Origin of the sequence: Pseudoxanthomonas sp. PXM01 (genome assembly GCF_014851815.1) — a bacterium.
Classification (GTDB): Bacteria; Pseudomonadota; Gammaproteobacteria; order Xanthomonadales; family Xanthomonadaceae; genus Pseudoxanthomonas_A.
This window is the reverse complement of sequence record NZ_JACVAJ010000001.1, coordinates 41,831-61,374: the sequence shown is the minus strand read 5'-3', so window position 1 is coordinate 61,374 and position 19,544 is coordinate 41,831. Positions and strand designations below refer to the sequence as shown.

The 19,544-nt window shown below is 66.1% G+C and carries 12 protein-coding genes and 1 pseudogene; 3 read left to right on the top strand and 10 right to left on the bottom strand.

The features are described from left to right. Nucleotides 1-380: 380 nt before the first annotated feature. The 10 genes from IB230_RS00265 to IB230_RS00220 form a co-directional block, all read right to left on the bottom strand. Nucleotides 381-3,506, bottom strand: coding sequence for a discoidin domain-containing protein (locus IB230_RS00265; RefSeq protein WP_192271155.1), 3,126 nt, complete (start codon nt 3,504-3,506; stop codon nt 381-383). Between the two features lie 60 nt (nt 3,507-3,566). Further along, nucleotides 3,567-4,388 (bottom strand): carbohydrate ABC transporter permease, encoded by an 822-nt coding sequence (locus IB230_RS00260; protein ID WP_192267639.1) that lies wholly within the window; start codon nt 4,386-4,388, stop codon nt 3,567-3,569. After that, on the bottom strand, nt 4,385-5,269 hold the full coding sequence (locus IB230_RS00255) for a sugar ABC transporter permease (RefSeq protein WP_192267637.1): 885 nt from the start codon (nt 5,267-5,269) through the stop codon (nt 4,385-4,387). Before IB230_RS00255 ends, IB230_RS00260 begins: the two co-directional genes overlap by 4 nt. After that, the gene (locus tag IB230_RS00250; RefSeq protein WP_192267635.1) at nt 5,266-6,549 is read right to left on the bottom strand and encodes a sugar ABC transporter substrate-binding protein; all 1,284 of its coding nucleotides are present in this window, start codon (nt 6,547-6,549) and stop codon (nt 5,266-5,268) included. Before IB230_RS00250 ends, IB230_RS00255 begins: the two co-directional genes overlap by 4 nt. A gap of 81 nt (nt 6,550-6,630) precedes the next feature. Beyond that, complete coding sequence (locus tag IB230_RS00245) at nt 6,631-8,271, bottom strand: glucoamylase family protein (RefSeq protein WP_225589097.1); 1,641 nt, start codon at nt 8,269-8,271, stop codon at nt 6,631-6,633. 111 nt (nt 8,272-8,382) lie between these two features. Then, on the bottom strand, nt 8,383-11,343 hold the full coding sequence (locus IB230_RS00240; RefSeq protein ID WP_192267633.1) for a TonB-dependent receptor: 2,961 nt from the start codon (nt 11,341-11,343) through the stop codon (nt 8,383-8,385). Between the two features lie 84 nt (nt 11,344-11,427). Continuing rightward, a complete protein-coding gene (locus IB230_RS00235) occupies nt 11,428-12,468 on the bottom strand; it encodes a LacI family DNA-binding transcriptional regulator (RefSeq protein WP_192267631.1) in 1,041 nt (346 codons plus the stop codon). 184 nt (nt 12,469-12,652) lie between these two features. Continuing rightward, nucleotides 12,653-14,917 (bottom strand): glycoside hydrolase family 3 N-terminal domain-containing protein, encoded by a 2,265-nt coding sequence (locus IB230_RS00230; protein WP_192267629.1) that lies wholly within the window; start codon nt 14,915-14,917, stop codon nt 12,653-12,655. Nucleotides 14,918-15,004: 87 nt separating this feature from the next. Next, a complete protein-coding gene (locus IB230_RS00225) occupies nt 15,005-15,274 on the bottom strand; it encodes a BolA family protein (protein ID WP_192267627.1) in 270 nt (89 codons plus the stop codon). Continuing rightward, on the bottom strand, nt 15,271-15,570 hold the full coding sequence (locus IB230_RS00220; RefSeq protein WP_192267626.1) for a YciI family protein: 300 nt from the start codon (nt 15,568-15,570) through the stop codon (nt 15,271-15,273). Before IB230_RS00220 ends, IB230_RS00225 begins: the two co-directional genes overlap by 4 nt. A gap of 376 nt (nt 15,571-15,946) precedes the next feature. Here IB230_RS00220 and IB230_RS00215 point away from each other — a divergent pair, with 376 nt between their 5' ends. The 3 genes and pseudogenes from IB230_RS00215 (at nt 15,947) to IB230_RS00205 (ending at nt 19,411) form a co-directional block, all read left to right on the top strand. Beyond that, nucleotides 15,947-16,852: a ScpA family protein gene (locus IB230_RS00215; protein ID WP_192267624.1), complete on the top strand. Its 906-nt coding sequence runs from the start codon at nt 15,947-15,949 to the stop codon at nt 16,850-16,852. Nucleotides 16,853-16,898: 46 nt separating this feature from the next. Then, nucleotides 16,899-17,714, top strand: a pseudogene (gene scpB / locus IB230_RS00210) (SMC-Scp complex subunit ScpB); the annotation flags it as partial. Nucleotides 17,715-17,722: 8 nt separating this feature from the next. After that, nucleotides 17,723-19,411: a pseudouridine synthase gene (locus IB230_RS00205; RefSeq protein WP_192267622.1), complete on the top strand. Its 1,689-nt coding sequence runs from the start codon at nt 17,723-17,725 to the stop codon at nt 19,409-19,411. Nucleotides 19,412-19,544 lie beyond the last annotated feature (133 nt).

Sequence of the window (19,544 nt, the reverse complement as noted above, 5' to 3'; positions counted from 1 at the left end):
GACTGGCGCGCCAGTCCTGGAGACTCACGCATGAGTCTTTTTCACTGGCATGCCAGCTCTAATGTGAGTAGAGCCAGTCTTCGACACTCACGCGTCAGTCTTTTCCACTGACGCGCCAGTCCTGATGTGAGTAGAGCCCGTCGTTGGAACTCATGCGTGAGTCTTTTTCACTGGCACGCCAGTTCCAATGTGAGTAGCGCCAGTCTTCGACACTCACGCGTCAGTCTTTTCCACTGGCGCGCCAGTCCTGGTGTGAGTAGAGCCCGTCCCGGAGACCCGTGGGCGCGTCCTGTCCACCGACGCGCGTGGGCCATGCGGGAACCGTCCGCGTGCGCCTCACGGAGCACAGCTGTCGACGGCTCCGTGAAGCGTGGCGCGTATCAACGCGTCCGGATGCTGACCTTCGCCGGCAGCGTGGTGATGCGCAGCTCGCCATCCTTCCACTGCCCGGGCTTGCCGTTGATGCGCGTCTCGCCGGGTGCATCCTTGTAGGGCCACGGCAGCACCAGGCCGCCGGCCGGCAGCTTCAATCCAGCCTTCGCGTCGAGGACAACCTCATCGCCCTGCGTGCGCAGCGCGTAGCCAAGCACGCCGTTGGGCGTGCGCAGGCCATCGATGGCGATGCCCTGCCCGTCCAGCCAGCTCGTCGGCACGCCGGCCGCCAGCACCAGGCTGTCGTCCACCTCGCGCGTATAGGCGAACATGTCCAGCGCCGAGCGGACGAAGTCCGAGGCCACCCACGCATGCGGCAGGTCGCCGACGAAGAACGGCTTGCGCGGTGTGCGCGACACCACTTCCGCCCACTGGTTCCAGGCCTGTGGCGCGCGGTCCTTGAAGAAGAAGTCCAGCACGTCCCAGGCCCGCTCGCGCCAGCCCAGCCGCACGAACGCGGCGACGTTGCGCCACTCGTACGGCGTGTAGTCCTTCCACTCGCGCTTGCCGTCGCGGCGTTGCACGAACTCGGTCCAGTAGCGCTCGAACGTGCCGTTCAACAGGTCCGCCGGCAGCTTGCCCTGCTCGCCACCCGGCGCCAGCGCGATGGTGGTCGAGGTCGGATCGAAATCGCCGATCTCCGCCGCACCCGGCAGGTAGCTGATGTTGTGCAGTTTGGTCGCCGCGTCGAGCGAGGCGTAGAGGTCGTCGCGGAACTGGTCGCGCGAAGCGGACATCTTCTTCGACGCGGCGGTTTCGCCGAGCGCGTCGGCGACGTCCACCGCATCCTTGTAGCCGCGCAGTGCCCAGAAGTTGTCCCAGTACGAATGCATCGGCTTGGCCGAATAGCCTTCGTGGCTGATCGAGGCCGGCATCATGCCGTAGAACGCCGCGTTGACCGCGCGGTTGGCCTCGGTGCGCTCGCTGAGGCGCAGTTCTTCCATGTAGGCGAACGCGCCCTGCACATGCGGCCACATCCTGCGCAGGAACGCCTTGTCGCCGGTATAGCGGTAGTACTCGGCCACGTTGAAGATCAGCTCGCCGTGGCTGTCGTTCTCCGGCACCGGGTCGCTGCCACGGTCGTCGACGCAGCACGGCACCTTGCCGTTCTTGAACTGGTACGGCGCGTACCACTCGACGTATTCCTTCACCACTTCCGGGCGACCCAGCCGCAGCAGGCCTTCGGAAATCATCGCGCCGTCGCGGATCCAGCTGCGCGAATACGAGCGCGTGCCCGGCTGCAGGCGCGGGCCGATGCGCGAGATCAGCATGTGCGCCAGCGCCGTGCGCAGCGTATCGGCCACGGGCTGACCTTCGGCGGGCACCTGCAGCTTCATTTCGCCGAGCTTGCGGCGCCAGAGAGCCGCAGTCGCGTCCTGGTCGCGTGCCGCGTCGATGCGTGCCGGCAGCGCGCCCTCGAGCGGCGCGACCCAGTCGATGTCGCGGCTTTCGCCGGCGGCCAGCGTGATCCGGTACAGCACGGCCCCGGAGGCGAGCCCGCCCGCTTCACCGGCCACCTGCGCATCGGTGCTACCCGACACCGCGTCGATCGACGCCAGTCGTTCGCGCACCAGTCCTTCATCGAAGCGCGACGCCAGTGCCGCATCGGGCTTGGCGAAGCGCAGGCTGGCGCGTCCGTTCACGCTGACCACGCCATCGCGCACGGTGAGATCGGTGATGGGGCTGAAGCCACCGGTGGTGTTCAGGAACTGGCTGGGCGGATTGACCTGCCACGGCTGCACGGCCAGTGCCAGCACGTACTCGCGCGATGTCTTGCCGGTGTTGGTCAGGCGATGACGCGCGACCACGCGCGAATCGCCGGGCTTGCCCGCGGCGAACGCGGTCGTGGCCAGCGCGAAATCCGCGTGCGTCCACGCAACGGTCGGCATGGGCAGGTAACCGTCCTGCAGCGACTGCGTCGCCTGCACGTCCGACCAGCCGATCCAGCGTCCGTCGACCTGCACGAAGGGCTCGACGCTGACGCCGCCCTTGGCGATCTCGACGGCACCGTCTTCACCGATCAGCCCCTGCTCGCGACCACCGTCGAGGCCGACGATGGTCCAGTACGGCTGCTCGCCGCTGAAACCGCGCGGGAACCAGCCCTTCGGCGATTCCGCCGCCATCGCCTTCAGCAGGTCGTTGGGATGCGCGGCGAAGGCCAGCGGCTTCACGTCCAGCTCGGCGAGGGCGAACGAACGCCCCGGACCGTCGCCGACGGTCAGGCGCACGTAGCGCGCTTCCGACTCCGGCAGCGCGAGGTAATCGTTGCCGCCATTGCCATCGACCACGGTACGCACATCGCGCCAGCGTACGCCGTCGTCCGACAGCTGCACCAGGTAGTCCGACGCATGCTGATCCGGCTTCCAGCGCAGCACCAGCCCGCCGAACTCGCGCACCTTGCCCAGGTCCAGCGTCAGCTGCGGCTCCTTGTCGTCGTGCAGGTCGGCCGACCAGGCCGTGTCCGGCTTGCCATCCACCGCCAGCGCCGCGGCGCCAGCCGGGAACGCGACCGAGGCACTGGCCTTGCCGATCAGCGGCGCGCCGTCATCGACCGGCAACGGCTGGAACGTCAGTTCGTCAAAGCAGACCGAGCCCTTGCCGCCGACGTTGTTGTAGACGGTGAATTCGAGCTTGACGCTCTTGCGCAGCACGCGGTCCGGGTCGGGGCCCCAGGCCTTGTCGATATGGCGCTGCTTGTAGCGCACCGGCGTCCACGCCGTCGGATACTCGTACTTCGGCCGGTTGACCCACCACACGTTGTCGCCGCTGGCGTCGATGACCTTGAACTGCAGGTCGTTGCGCGGCGAATCGCCAAGCAACTGGAAGCCGAACTGGTAGTTCTGCGGATAGTCGATCAGCAGGTCGCGCTGGATGCCCGCATGGCCCGACACGCCGTTGAAGTCGTAGTCCAGGCACATACCCTTCCCTTGCACGCCATCGACCAGGCGGATGGCACCGCTCACCTGATTCGACGTCACCACGCGCCAGGTGGAGGCATCGTCGAACGCGTCCAGCACGCGCACCGGTTCGGCCGCGACGGCACCGGCCAGCGGAAGCAGCACCACCCCGGCCATCCGGCGGGCAAAGGTCGACAGCATGTTTTGTCTCCGGCAACGGGCCGCAGCGCGAAGGAATCAGCCCTTCACGCTGCCCAGCAACAGGCCCTGGATGTAGTAGCGCTGCAAGACCAGGAACAGCAGCAGCACCGGCAGGATGGTGACGACCGAGCCGGCCATCATCAGTTCGTAGTCCATCACGTGCTCGCGCGACAGGCCCGCCAGCGCGACCGGCAGGGTTTGCAGCGAATCGTCGCTCAACACGATCAGCGGCCACATGAAGTCGTTCCATGCGCCGAGGAAGCTGAAGATCGCCAGCGTCACCAGGATGGGCTTCAGCCCCGGCAGCACGATCTGGAAGAAGATGCGCGCCTCGCTGGCGCCGTCGATGCGCGCGGCTTCAAGCAGTTCGTCCGGGATCGAGCGCGCGTACTGGCGCACCAGGAAAATGCCGAAGATCGCCGCCATGCCCGGCACGATGGCGCCGGCGTAGGTATTCACCAGCCCCATCTGCTTCAGCAGCAGGAACAGCGGCATCATCGCCACCTGTGCGGGGATGACCAGCGCCGCCAGCAACGCGCGGAACGTGCCGTCGCGGCCCTTGAAGCGCAGCTTGGCGAACGCGTAGCCCGCCATCGTGTTGAAGAGCAGCGACAGCAGCATGACGCTGGTCGAGACGATGAAGCTGTTGAACAGGTAGCGTCCCATGCCGGCGCGCACGAACAGCTCGCGGTAGTTGTCCAGCGTCGGCGCGGACGGCAGCAGTGGCGGCGGGAAGTGCCCTGCCTCGCCGGTCTGCATGAAGGATACCGACAGCATCCACAGCAGCGGGCCGATACTGACGACCGCCAGCGCGACCAGCAACACGTTCACGACGAGGGCGGCGACGCGCTGGTTCATTCCACCCCCCGCTTGCGCGCGAACCACAGCAGGCCGCTGGTCACCGCCGTCATCAGCAGGAACAGCAGGAAGGCCACCGCGGACGCGTTGCCGAGGTTCCACCACTTGAAGCCTTCTTCGTACATCAGGTACAGCACGCTCTTGGTGCTCTCCAGCGGGCCGCCCTGCGTCATGACGTAAGGTTCGGCGAACAGCTGGAAGTAGCCGGCCATGGTCAGGATGCCGACCAGCAGCAGCACCGGGCCGAGCTGCGGCAGGGTGACGTGGCGGAACTGGGCCCAGCGCGAGGCACCGTCGATGCGCGCGGCCTCGTACAGGTCTTCCGGGATGCTCTGCAGGCCGGCCAGGAAGATGATCATGTTGTAGCCGAAGTTCTTCCACACGGCGAACAGGATGATCGTCGGCATGGCCCACGTGGGATCGCCGAGCCAGTCGATCGGATCGATGCCGACCCACGACAGGCCCCAGTTCACCAGGCCGTATTTGGTGTGGAACAGGTAGCGCCAGATCACCGCGACCGCGACCACGGTGGTCACTACCGGCGCGAAGAACGCGGTACGGAAGAAACCCTTGAAGCGACCGAGCTTGGAATGCAGCAGCAGCGCCGCGCCCAGCGACAGCGCCACCGACAGCGGCACGCCGACGACGACGAAGTAGACGGTGTTCCCCAGCGACTTCCAGAACATCGGGTTCTGCAGCAGGCCGATGTAGTTGTCGACACCGACGAAGCGCAGGTTGCCGATGTCGGCCAGCGCATAGATGTCGAAGTCGGTCAGGCTGAGCGCCAGCGCCGCCAGCACCGGCAGGCCGAAGAACACCACGATGACGGTCAGCGCGGGCGCGGCGAACAGCCAGCCGGCGAGCGTATGCGTGGACCTCATGGCGCGGTCCCCGGCTTGGCGGCGTGATCAAGCATCCAGCGACGCTTCTCGAGGATGCGATCGGCGCGGCGGTCGAGTTCTTCGGCCGCCTGGTCGACACTCAACCGGCCGTTGGCGACCTGCTCGCCGACCAGCCGCATCTCGGTGGCGATACGCTCCCACTCCGGCACCTTCGGCGTGGACACCGCACGTTCCAGCTGCTCGCGGAACGCCTTGGCATACGGATCATTGGCCAGCGCCGGCGTCAGCCACGGCGAACGACGCGGCGGCAGGTCGCCCGTCAGCGCATGGAACTCGGCCTGCACCGCAGGCGACGACAGCCACGCGATCAGCTGCCAGGCCGCGTCCTTGTTGGGCGAATCCTTGAACACCACGAAGCTGGTGCCATTGGCCAGCGACGCACCGGGGCCGTTCGGACCCGGTAGCGGCATCGTCATCCAGTCCTTCTGCTGCGCGGCCGGCAAGCGCTCCTTGAACTTGGCGATGTTCCAGGGGCCGGAGATGTAGAACGAATAGAAGCCCTTGCCGAACTCGTCCCAGACGTTGGAGATCTGGTTGTTGGTGACGACCGGCGCCCACTGCTGGTCGAACATTTCCTTGTAGAACCCGAGCGACTGCCTGAAGCCCGCACTGCGGAAGTTGCCGTAGCGGCCGTCGTCGCGCAGCAGCGGCTCCGGTTGCTGGATGGCGAGGCTCAGCAGCGGCTCGAATTCGTTGAGCGGCAGCAGGATCGAATAGTTGCCCTGCCCTGCAACCTGCTTCACCTCGCGCATCGCGACGCGCCACTCGTCCCAGCTCGCCGGCAGCGTCTTCACGCCCGCCTTGGCGAGCATGTCGCGCCGGTAGAACGGCAGGCGCGTCTCGACATACCACGGCACCGCATACGCACGGCCATCGATCACGCCTGTATCCCAGACGCCGGGAAAGAAATCCGGCTGGTCGAAATCCGGTGTCGCCGCAATCTCGTCGTCCAGCGGCTCGAGCGCGCCGAGTGCGGCGAACTCCGGAATCCAGGTATTGCCGATCGGACTGACGTCCGGCAACGACTCGCCGGCGAACGCCGTCAACAGCTTTTCGTGGGCGGACAGCCACGGCACGATCTGCAGGTCGACATGGATGCCGGGATGCTGGCGTTCGAACTCGGGCAACAGCTTGGCGACGATTTCGCCTTCATAACCCATCACCCAGAAACGCACGGTGGTGCGGTCATCCTGCGTGCGCGCGCAGCCGGCGATCACCAGCGCGAGCGACACCAGAAGCGCAAGAGAACAGCAGCGCATCAGGGCCCTCCTTCCACCGGAGAAGACCCTGATGCGTGCCGGAGAGACCCTTGCTGGCGCACGCCGTTCCATGCGGACAGCTTACTCGGGCTGCTGCGGTCGCGCCGCCTCGGGCTGTGACGCCTGGTTGGCGCGCGATTCCGCGGTGCCCAGCGCGCGTGCAGCGGCCGCATCCAGGTCCGGCGGCGCGATCGGCGCCGTGGCGCCACCGGTCGTTGCCTGCTGATCGGGCTTCGCGTCCAGCCAACCGCCCTGGAAGCCCGCCTTCTTCAGGCCATCGCGGATGTACGGATTCTTCTTCATCACGCTCCAGACGAAGTCGCTCCGGTAGTTCGCGATCATCGCCAGGATCGGGCCCTGGTCGATGCCGATATAGTCGCTGGCCACCCAGCCCTTGCCGGGAACGATGCGTCCGGTCTTCAGCGGGATGTCGTAATCGAAGCTGGGGTTGAACGAATCGAGGAAGCCGTAGCTCGAGTACAGGTAGTCGCCGTAGCGCCGGTGCATCTCTTCCGTCGCCGGAATCACGATCTCCGGCGCGAACGGCAGCGACGCGATGGCGGCGGTCGGTGCGATGGTGCCGTCGTCGAAATTCTCGCGGAAGCCGGCGCCGCGTGCGGAATAGTGGCGGAACGGCCGCTGCTCACCGCGGTATTCCTGCAAGGTCTGCTGCGGACCGTCGGAAGCGGTCAGGCCCCAGACGTTCTCACCGTAATCCTTCCACTTCATCGGGTTCTCGGTCGCGTAGGCGCGCTGCGCGTACGTGGCACGACGGCTGTTCTCGAAGTAGTCCATGCCGCGTTCGCGCATGTACGCGTCCTGGATGCCGCGGAAGTCGATCCAGACGTGGCTGTACTGGTGGCCGAAGTGCGGCGCGAACGTCAGGTATTCCTGGCCCTGGAACACGCCCCACAATTCGCTGTAGCTGCGCGTCCAAACTTCCCACGCGTCCTGGCCCACCGGGTGCGTCGGCGAGGCCATCGCCAGGATGTACACCATCATGGCTTCGTTGTAGCCCTTCCAGTCGTGCGGGATGGTGCCGCTCTCGGGGAACCAGCCCATCGAGATCAGCGGCTTGTTCTGTTGCAGGAAGGTCCAGTCGACGCGCTTGTAGATGGTGTCGGCGATCCAGCGGATCTCGCGTTCGCGCGGGTCGTCGCGGTCGTAGTAGGACTGCGCGAACAGCACGCCCATCAGCAACAGCGAGGTGTCGACGCTGGACAGTTCCACCCAGGAATTGAAGCGCTGCCCGGTGTTCATGTCCAGGAAGTGGTAGTAGAAGCCTTTGTGGCCGCCCTTGCCTTCCTTCTGCGGGCCCTGCGGCACGTCGCGCAGGAACTTCAGCGTGGTCAGCGTGCGATCGACCGCCTGCGTACGGCTGACCCAACCGTTCTCGATGCCGATGGGATACGCGGTCAGCGCATAACCAATGGATGCGATGCTGGCGAACGGACGCGACGGATAGCGATCCGGCGTCATGCCGTTCACTTCATTGGTGGTGTCCCAGAAGAACTGGAACGTGCGGCGTTCGATGTCGCGGAACAGCGGCGGCAATTCCGGCTTCGCCGGCGGCTCCGGTTTGGCGGCGACGGCGGGCGTCGCGGGCTTGGCGGCAACAGGTGCCGCTTTCTCTTCCGGCGCCTTCTGGCAACCGGCGATCAACAGAGTCAGCGCAACGCCGATGAACCAGGACGCGCGCGGGGCTGGGGTGATCTTGTTCAAAACGTTTTTCCCGTTGTAACCGATTACAGAGGAGCTTCAAATAAATCCGCTACTAGAGCGGAGATAGAAGTGCCCGGCCATCAGTACGATGGCCGGGCGATTCGTTGGGACTTACCAGCTCAGACCAAACGACAGCTTGAAGGTACGTGTCGGGAGGAACTGACTATTGGGCGTACCGAAGTTCGCGTTGGGGCTACCCGGACCACCGAACCAATCGTCGTAGCCGGCGTAGTTCACCCAGTTGAACACGTTCAAGACGTCTGCACGGACCCGCAGCTTGATGTCGGAACCCGTGTCCCACTCCTTGCTCGCCGCCAGGTCGAACTGTTTGAAGCCCAGCGTTCCATCCGGCTCGTATTGATCGAAGAAGCAGTTGTTGAAGTCCGGCGCATCCAGGCAGTTGGTCGCATAGCGAGGGGCCTGGCTTGCCAAGATCAGCTTGCCGCTGAGCGTGATGCCCCACGGTGCGTCGTAGATGCCCGACGCCACCAAGCGATGGTCGGCGACACCGCCGGCCTTCTTCCACCCATAGTCGGCGATGGTGGGTTTATCGAGCGAGAACACCTCGCCTGACTGCCGGTTCTCCTCCGCATCGGTATACGTATAAGCGAAGGTCACCCCCCAGCCGGAGGACGCGGTGTAGGGCTTCTCGACTTTCAGCAACAGCGAGTTGGCACGCGTTTCAATTCCGTTGGTACCAAGGATCAGATTGCCGAAGCCCGGGAAACCCTGACCCCAGGGCTTCGGATCCCACGTGCTTCCCGGCGGGAAGAAGCTTCCGTCCGGGCGGCGATTGCCGAGCAGGAAGGCAAAACCATCCTTGCTGACGACGCGCGACAGCGTCACGTCGGTATGCCAGCTGCCGAGCGCATTTCGCATGCCGATGCTGAACTGGTCGGAGTAAGGCGTCCGGACTTCGTCGTTCAGCATGAACACCTCACGACCCGTGCCCGAGGTCGATGCCAGCGTCGCCAGCACTGCAGGATCGAAGTAGGCAGGGTTCCAGGCGAGGCAGTTGCCTACGCCCGGCGTCGTGCACGAGGGAGCGAACGCAAAGTCGACGGTCGTGTAGCTGGCCTTGGTGACTTCAAGCTGCAGCCAGTCGAAAAGGTTCCGGTCGTAGGAGCGGCCGGCACCACCGTAGATCACGTGGCGCTGGTCGGCGTTCAAGTCGTAGGAGAAGCCCAGACGGGGCGCCCAGTTGTTCTTGTCTGCCTTCCGGTCGCTGCCGTTGCTGATGTACTCCTCGACATTCACACCGGAGTTCGGATTGTTGATCGCGGTGGACGAACGCAGCGACGCGGCGACATCCGCAGGGGTGACATAGTCGAGATAGGTTGGGCTCTCTTCGTAGTCCCAACGAACGCCGAAGTTGAGGATCAGCTTGTCGTTGACTTCCCAGTCGTCCTGCAGATAGATGCCGAACTGGTTGTTGCGGGACTTCGCGCTACCATCGCCGACACCGGCCACCGGGCTGCCGAAGACCACATGGATCGGCTGAGTCAGGCTGCCATTGATGTCGTAGTAGAACGCCGGGTTGTAGGGTGACTGTTCCTGGGCGCTCACCTCCACGCGCTTGTACTTCACACCCATCTTCAGCGTGTGGCCCGTCCAACCGGTGAAGGTCAGGTCATTCTGGAAGCCGTAACCTTCCTGGCCCTTGTTCTGGTAGTCGGGACCGGCTCCCGTGCGGATGATCGAGTCGCGCCAGTTCACGCCGTCCGACGGATCCGTATCGGTAATGTCGCTCAGGATGTAACCCAGTCCGGACGTGCGCGGACGCGGACCCCAACTAGTGTCCTCGTATGTCAGATGCGCATCGTTGAGCCAGTTTCCCGAAGTGAGCTGGTACCTCAGGTCCACGCGAGTTTCGTCGTTTACCTTGTCGGTCGCATAGCTCGGGAGGTTCTGATCGCCCAAACTGGTGACTTCGGCCTCTTCGCGGTACTTCGCGGTCAGTTCGAAATAGTGGTTCTCACCAAACAGCCAATCGATCTTGCCGAAGTACAGATCCTCCTTGAACGGCGCGCTGAACAGGCCCGAACCGATCTGCTCCTGGATTGCCGCTGGCAACTCGTCGTACGTGTAGCCACGGCCGGGGATGATCGTCCTTGGCGAGGAAATTTCCTTGGCTTCGTACGCGACGAAGAAGTGCGCCGTGTCGCGGATGATGGGGCCGCCGAACGAGACACCGTACTGTTCGTCCTTGGATTCAGCCTTGCTACCAGAGCGCTCTTCGAACTCTGTCGCCTTGCGCCAGTCGGTCGATGTGCGGTCCCAGAAGAAGTTGCCTTCAAACTCATTGGTGCCGGAACGCGTCGTCGCCACGATGGCCGCGCTGCTGACCTGATCGAATTCGGCCTTGTAGTTCTGGGTAATGACTTTGTATTCGCCGATAGCCGACTGCGGGAACGGATTGCCGCGAGTCGAATCCTGGCCACTGACGCCACCCTGCAGCACGTAGTTCTTCTGACCGACGCCATCGATGTAGACATTGATGCCGTTCGCGCTTTGCGCGCCGGCCCTCAGCTTCGTAGAACCATCGGTACCCGTCTGGAACTGCACACCAGGCGCGAGCTCGGCGAATGCCAGGAAATTGCGATTGCCTTGGGGCAACGCATCGATCTGCTTTTGCGTGACATAGGTGGCGAGTTCGGACGTCTTGGTCTCGACAAGCAACGGTGCGGTCACGCGCACAGTGTCGAGCGTGGTCGCATCGCCGGTGGGCGCGGACACGGGCGGCGCATCCTGCAGGTTGAGCGTGGCCGTCTGACCCACGGCCAGCGTCACCGCGCGGCTGCTGGTCTGTCCGCCGGAATTCACTTCGATCCGGTACGTACCCGGCGGCAGACCGCCGATGTTGTAGTTGCCGTTCGCTGCCTTCGTCGTGCGGGTCAGGCCGGTGTCCACGTTGGTGACGGTCACGGTGGAATCCGCGGTCACCGCGCCTCGCAGCGTGGCGGACGTCGACTGTGCCATCACGTGCGGTGCGGCCATGGCCAGGCAACTGGCCAGAGCGCATGACAGTAATTTGCGATTGGGGCGGAACATGGTGCGGTTGCGCTGTTTCATTGGCTCTCCCTCCAAAGATAGAAATATTGCTTGTCGGCTTGGTGCCGCTTGTAATCGATTACATCTCCGCCCAAAAAAAAGCGGTCACGCCTTTGCCTGTTTTTCGGTGTGGCGACCCTCTCCCACACTTGAAGCCCTGACGATCAATTCGGGAACCAGCATCGCCGACGGCGCCACGCGCGCTCCATCGGAGTCGATCGCGTCCAGCAGCCGGCCCATCGCCTGCCCACCGAGCTCGGCAATACTGACCCGCATCGTGGTCAAGGTCGGGTGAACGAAGCGCGCGAGCGGGATGTCATCGAAGCCGGCCAGCGCAACGTCGTGCGGAACGCGCACGCCGGCTTCGTTGAAGGCGTAGAGGCAGCCCAATGCCGTCATGTCATTGGCGGCAAAGACGGCCTGCGGCTTGTCCGACGACTGCGCGATGCGCTTGCCTGCCTCGTAGCCGGAGGATTCGCTGAAGTCGCCGGCAAACTCCTGCGGCGGCGTGCCTGGCACCAGGCGCGCCATCGCATCGCGGTAACCGCGCAGGCGCTCGCGCGCATCGAAGTTGCCCTCGGGTCCGCCGATGAAGGCGATGCGGTGATGCCCTGCCTGGACGAGGTGCTCGACCATCGCCACGGCCGCGCCGTAGTTATCGATGGTCAATGCCGGGTACGACGCATCCTGCACATCGGTATTGATCAAGACGACCGGTAGCGACGACGGCAGGTTGTCGACGAGGAAGCCGGGGCGATCGGTATACGGCGACAGCACCAGCAGGCCATCGACGCGGCCGCGCATCGCGCGCAGGGCTTCGCCCTGCTCTTCCGGATGGCCGTGGTAGCTGGACACCAGCAGGTGCTGGCGCCGTGCACGCGCGATCTGGTCGATGCCGCGGATCAGTTCGGAGAAGAACTCACCGTACAGGTCGGGCAGCACCACGCCGATGGTCTGGGTGCGCCGGCTGCTCAGGCTGCGCGCGGCGGCGTGCGGCTGGTAGCGGAGGCGATCCGCCGTGGCCAGGACCTGCTGACGGACGGATTCGGCGACGTTCTCGTGACCGTTCAAGGCACGCGACACGGTGGCGACGGAAACCCGTGCCTCACGTGCGACATCCTTGATGGTGACCGAGGTTCGCGCCATTCCCCGCCCCTCCGCGGTGATGACTGCCTTAAGTGGCGCGGACTGTAACCGTTTTCACGGAAACGTGTAAAGCCCGCGTTATTCCACTCCGAAAACACCTGAAAATCATGCACTTGCACAGATCGCGAGTATCTGCGGATATTTTGCATCGCAGCATATTCACACCTACTGCAACGCCGCACATTTACTTGGCCACGACCTCGAAGGCGACGTCGCGGGTCCGGTCGGAGCTGCCACCCGTGAACACCGTGAATGTGCCCGGCTCCACCACCTGCTGCATACGGTCGTTGTACATGGCCAGATCCTCGAAGCCGAGATCGAACGTCACCACCCGCGATTCGCCCGGCTTCAATGCCACGCGCTGGAAGCCGCGCAGTTGTTTCACCGGGCGGGTGATGCTGGCGACGTCGTCGCGGACATACAGCTGCACCACCTCGACGCCCTCCCGCTTGCCGGTGTTGGTGACACGCACGCTGACCCGCTGCTGCAACGACCCGAGTGCCAGCTTCGGCGATGCGATGGTCGGCGCGTCGTAGCGGAACGTCGTGTAGCTGAGTCCATGGCCGAACGCGTACAGCGGCGTCCACGGCGCATCGAGGTACTTGCTGGTGTACTTCTCTTCCACGCTCGGCGGACGGCCGGTGTTCTTGTGCGCGTAGTAGATCGGCACCTGGCCGACGTTGTGCGGGAACGTCACCGGCAGCTTGGCCGAGGGATTCACGTCGCCGAACAGGACGTCGGTGATCGCATGACCGCCCTCGACGCCCGGGAACCAGGCTTCGAGGATCGCCGGCACCTTGCCCTTCAAGCCGCCGATCGACAGCGGGCGTCCGTTCAACAGCACGGCCACGACCGGCTTGCCGGTGGCCGCCACCGCCAGCGCGAGTTGCTCCTGCACGCCCGGCAGGTCGAGCGAGGTGCGGTTGTTCGCTTCCGCACTCATGTCCGGGTGTTCGCCGAGGAACATCACCACCGCATCGGCCTGCTTCGCCGCCGCGACGGCCTGGGCGAAGCCGGACGTGTCCTGGCTGTCGATGTCGGCGCCCTTGGCCACCACCAGCCGGGTGCGCTCGCCCAGCGCGGCTTTCAGTCCTTGGATCGGCGTGACCGCATCCTCTTCGCGACCGGCCACCGCCCAGTTGCCCAACATCGCGCGACGATGGTCGGCCAGTGGGCCGATGACGGCCAGCGTGCGGACCGACTTCGACAGCGGCAGTACGTCGTTGTCATTCTCCAGCAGCACCAGCGACTTCTGCGCCATCCGGCGCGCGTCGGCACGATGCTCCGGCGTCAGCGTCATCGCACGCTCGTGGGCACCGTCGTCGGTGCAGGACCGGTAGGGATTTTCGAACAGGCCCAGCCGGTACTTCGCGTTGAGCACACGGCGCACCGACGCATCCACCTGCGCCATCGGCACCCGGCCCGCCTTCACTTCGGCCGGCAGGTCCTTCACGTAGATCTGGCTGACCATGTCGACGTCGACGCCGGCACGAAGACCGAGCGCACCCGCCTGCTTGCGGTCGGCCGCAACGCCGTGCGGCATCAGTTCCATCACGCCGGTGTAATCGCTGACCAGCAGGCCGTCCCAGCCCCACTCCTTGCGAAGCAGGTCCTCGATCAGCGGCCGATGCGCATGCATCGGGACCCCGCCCACCTCGTTGAAGGCCGCCATGATCGACTGCGCACCGGCATCCACTGCGGCCTTGAATGGCGGCAGGTAGACCTCGTGCAGGGTGCGTTCAGAGATGTCGGCCACGTCGTAGTCGCGGCCTCCTTCGGCCGCTCCGTACGCGACGAAATGCTTGGCCGTGGCCAGCACCGCATCCGGCTTGCGCAGGTCGTCGCCCTGGAAGCCGCGCACGCGCGCCGCCGCCAGCACCGACCCCAGATACGGGTCCTCGCCCGCGCCTTCCACCACGCGACCCCAGCGCGGGTCGCGTGCGATGTCGACCATCGGTGCGTAGGTCCAATGGATACCGTGCGCCGAGGCCTCGATCGCCGCGACACGGGCGGCATGCTGCACGTCGACCGGATCGAAGCTGGCCGACTCGCCCAGCGGCACCGGGAACACCGTGCGGTGACCGTGGATCACGTCGTAGCCGAACATCAGCGGGATGCCCAACCGGGACTGCTCCACCGCGATCCGCTGCAGGCGGCAGGTCAGCACCGCCCCCTGGGTACCCAGATAGGTACCGATCTCGCCCCTGCGGATCTGGTCCTCGTTGCCGGTCATGGCCGCCGGGCCGGTGTTGTTGCCCACGCCGGCCGGCTGGTTCAGCTGGCCCAGCTTCTCCTCCACCGTCATCTTCGCCATCAGGGCGTCGACGAAGGCCTTCTCGGCCGGGGTCGCGTAGACCGGAGGCTTGGCGGCGGCTGGCGCCGCCAGCAGGACAGCGATCATGCCGACCAGCAGCGGTCGCGGCGAAAAAGTGGGGACTTCCCGGTTCATGTCGCCCTCCCGGCGTAACGAAAGGGGGCGAATGTAAACGTTTTCAGCGGACGCTGCATGCCGCAGCGCCAGATCGGATGTCTCCGGTCAGCCGGCCTCGTCGGGCGTACGCGCCTCGATGGCCAGGGCGTGGATGTCGGTCTGCATCATCTCGCCCAGGGCGGCGTAGACCGCACGGTGGCGGGCCAGCGGCGCCTTGCCCGCGAACGCCTCGCTGGTGATCCGGACGGTGAAATGGCCGCGTCCGTCACGCGCACCTTCATGACCGGCATGCTTGTGGCTGTCGTCCAGCACATCCAGGGACAGCGGCTGCAGGGCCGATTCCAGCGCCGCCCGGATCCGCTCCACCCGGCTCACGGCAGGACCTTGCGGAACGGGCGTACGTCGACGCGGACGTAAACGCCAGCCGCCACGTACGGGTCGGCGTCGGCCCAGGCGCGCGCGTCCTCCAGGGAGTCGAATTCGGCGATCACGATGCTGCCGCTGAAGCCGGCCGGACCCGGGTCCTCGGCGTCGATCGCCGGACATGGCCCGGCCAACAGCAGCCGGCCGTCGTCGCGGAGGGCGATCAAGCGGGCCAGATGTTCGGGGCGCGCGGCCAGTCGCTGGGCCAGGACGTCGGGGCCATCATGGCCTTCAATGGCATACCACATGGTGTTCACTCCGCAGGCGAAGTCTGAATTGTACTGGCGGTCCCGCCACCCGGCGCTGGACACCGTATGGGACAGGGCTTACCCTGTCCTCCATTGCACGGCCGGAAGCAGCGGCCCGTCCAGGGGAAGACCCGGCCACGCCGACCTCCCTGCCCCATCGAGGGATCACCGGGACGTTCGATTCGCTGCCCCCATCCGCCCGCGCCCGACGACCTCTCGCTGTCCGCCGCCGCATCCCTGCGGTGAGCTTTGCTGGTTGCTGTAAGGGAAGCGTTCGCCCTGCGACGCATGATGATCTTGGTTGGTGCAATGCCGGTGCCGCGCCGTCCTGCCGCGCGCAGGCCCGCATGGTGATCCGCACGATGGCTGTTTCTTGATGAGCCCAGAACTCGCGTCCGACGCGAACCCACAAACCCCGACCACCCACCCACAGCAGCAGGAAATGCCGCTGGCGGTGGTGCATGGCCAGCCGGTGCTGCAGATCCCGCAGGACCTGTACATCCCGCCGGACGCGCTGGAGGTCATCCTCGACGCGTTCGAAGGTCCGCTGGACCTGCTGCTGTACCTGATCCGCCGGCAGAACCTGGACATCCTGGACATCCCCGTCGCCGAGATCACCCGGCAGTACGTGGACTACATCAACGTGATGCAGGAGCTGCGGTTCGAACTGGCCGCCGAGTACCTGCTCATGGCAGCCATCCTGGCCGAGATCAAGTCGCGCATGCTGCTGCCGCGGCCGGTCAGCGAGGACGGCGAGGAAGGCGATCCGCGCGCCGAGCTGGTGCGCCGCCTGCAGGAGTACGAACGCTTCAAGCAGGCGGCCGAGGACCTGGACGCCCTGCCCCGTCAGGATCGCGACACCACGCCGGTGAGCGCAGACGTACCCGACCGTGCCGCGGTCAAGCTGCCGCCGCCGGTCGAGCTGAAGGAGATGCTGCTGGCGCTGCACGACGTGCTCAAGCGCGCCGAGCTGTTCACCGGCCACGCGATCAAGCGCGAGGCGCTCAGCGTGCGCCAGCGCATGGGCGACGTGCTGACGCGGCTGGAGGACGGCAGGTTCCACCGTTTCGAGAGCATGTTCACGCCCGAGGAAGGCAAGCTGGGCGTGCTGGTGACCTTCCTGGCCATGCTGGAACTGGCCAAGGAACAGTTGCTCGACATCGTGCAGGAAGCCCCGCTCGCCCCGATCTACATCAAGTCGCTGGCACTGAACAACACCAACGAGCCGCTGCAGTTCTCCAGCGAGTTCGACGACAGCGACGCCGCCAACGACAGCCCGTGACGCGGTCGGGCCACACGCCCACCGCCTTTCCGAACGACAGGACCGCATGGATCAATCGCTCATCAACCGCATCGTGGAGGCCGCCCTCATGGCCGCCACCCAGCCACTGACGCTGGCGCAGCTGCATGGCCTGTTCCCGGAGGAGGAACCGGCACCGGAAGGCAGCGTCGAGGCCGCCGTGCAGCAGCTGACGGACGCCTGTGCCGACCGTGGCGTGGAACTGGTCGAAGTGGCCTCCGGCTACCGTTACCAGGTCAAGGCCGACGTGCACGCCTGGGTCGCGCGCCTGTGGACGGAGCGCAAGACCAAGTACACCCGCGCCACGCTGGAAACGCTGGCCCTGATCGCGTATCGCCAGCCGATCACCCGCGGCGAGATTGAACAGGTCCGCGGCGTGGCGGTCAGCAGCAACATCATCCAGGCCCTGGAAGAGCGCGAATGGATCCGCGTGGTCGGCCACCGCGACGTGCCGGGCAAGCCGGCGCTGTTCGGCACCACCAAGGGCTTCCTCGACTACTTCGGCCTGAAACGCCTGGACGAACTGCCGCCGCTGTCCGAGCTGAAGGACATCGGCGAACTGGAACCGCAGCTGCCGCTGGATGGCGCGCCACTGCCGGTCAGCATCGCCAGCGGCGATGCCGTCGACGGCGCCCAGGACGAAAGCACGCCGGACGAAAGCACGGACGCCGCAGATGACGGCAACGACACGGACGACGGACAACAGAGCACCCCGGCATCGGGCGATGCCGACGAAGACACCGCATCTGATGACGCCGGCGGCGACGCCGACGATCACGATGAACCTCAACCCGAAGATGACGACGCCGCTGCTTCCGACCAGGAAGACCGGGCACCGTCGGAGCAGAAACAATGAGCAACACCCCCACCAAGAAAACCACCCTGGGCAAGCTGTCGCTGAAGCGTGGCGAAGGCGCCGAGACGCCGGACACCACCCGCCTGGAAGAGCGCCTGCACAAGGTGCTGGCGCAGGCCGGCCTGGGCTCGCGCCGCGCGCTGGAACAGCGCATCGCCGACGGCCTGGTCAAGGTCAACGGTGAAACCGCGCAGACCGGCATGTCGGTCAAGGGCGGCGACCGCGTCGAGCTGGACGGCAAGACCTTCGTCGCCAGCGCACTGACCGAGCCCTCGCGCGTACTGATCTACAACAAGCCGGAAGGCGAAGTCACCACCCGCGAAGACCCCGAAGGCCGCCCGACGATCTTCGAAGCGCTGCCGGCTCTCAAGGGCGCGCGCTGGATCGCGATCGGCCGCCTGGACATCAACACCACCGGCCTGCTGGTGCTGACCACCGACGGCGAACTCGCCAACGCGATGATGCACCCGTCGTACGAAGTCGAGCGCGAGTACGTCGTGCGCGTGCGTGCGCCGGAAGGCCAGGAAAGCGTGCCGGACAACATCGTCGACCGCCTGCGCCGCGGTGTGGCACTGGACGACGGCCCGGCCAAGTTCGACGAGATCGAACGCATCGGCGGCACCGATTCGCACGACTGGTTCCGCGTGGTCGTCAAGGAAGGCCGCAACCGCGAAGTCCGCCGCCTGTGGGAATCGCAGGGCTGCCAGGTCAGCCGCCTGAAGCGCGTGCGCTACGGCAAGGTCAGCCTGCCGCAGCCGTTGCTGCGCGGCCAGACGCAGGAACTGCCGGACGCGCAGGTCGAGGCGCTGCGCAAGGACCTGGGCCTCGAAGTCGGCACGCCCGCCGCCCTGACGCTGCAACCGGTGATCGGCCAGCGCAAGGCCGCCAAGTCCACCGTGCACGTGGGTGGCGGCCGCAGCGGCAGCGCCTACGTCAACGGCCACAACAGCGCCGACGAAGGCCGCGAACTGCGCCGCTTCGACCACGTGCGCGAGGACCGCGGCCGCGGTGGCCGCGGCAAGAAGCCGCATGGCGGTCTGACCGTCAGCGGAGAACAGGCCGCCAAGCAGTCGCAGCGTCCGTTCAAGCAGCGCACGCCGAAGGGTCCCAAGCCGTTGCCGGATGGCAACCCGGCCGCATTCCGCAGCTGGTACGTGCCGGACGGTGTCGATACCGGCCCGGCCGGCCACCGCAACGCCGGTCCCGGCGGCCCGAAGAAGCCCTATGGCGGCAAGCCGGGCGGTCGTCCCGGTGCCGGTGGCAAGCCAGGCAGTGGCGGCGCGGGCAAGCGCGGTCCGGGCGGCGGCCAGGGCGGCTTTGGCGGCGACCGCTTCGGCAATGATCGCGGTGCCGGTGCCGGCTTCGGTGCCGAGCGTGGTCCGCGTGGTGGCCAGGGTGCCGGCAAGCCGCAGCGTGCGGCGCGTCCGTACGGTCATCCCGCCAGTGCACCGAGTTTCCCCTCCGACCACGCCAACCCCGGCTTCAACCCGTACGGCCAGCAGCCGCGCGGCCCGCGTCCGCAGGGACGTCCCGGTGGCGGCGGCAATCGTCCGCAGCATGCAGGTCCGCGTCCCGGTCCCGGCGGCCGTCCTGCCGGTGGACGGGGTCCCGGCGGTCGTCCGGGCGGCGGTGGCCGGCCCGGTGGCGGCGGACAACGCGGCCCACGCGGTGGCGGCCACGGCTGAGCAACACGGAAGGCGCCCATGAGCGCCTTCTTTCTTTATGGATACGGATCGCCGCTGACTTCATGGCGACTTCATCGCGACTCCCCGCATCGCCGGCACGCTGCCCACCATTCCCTGATGGAGCGCATGCCCG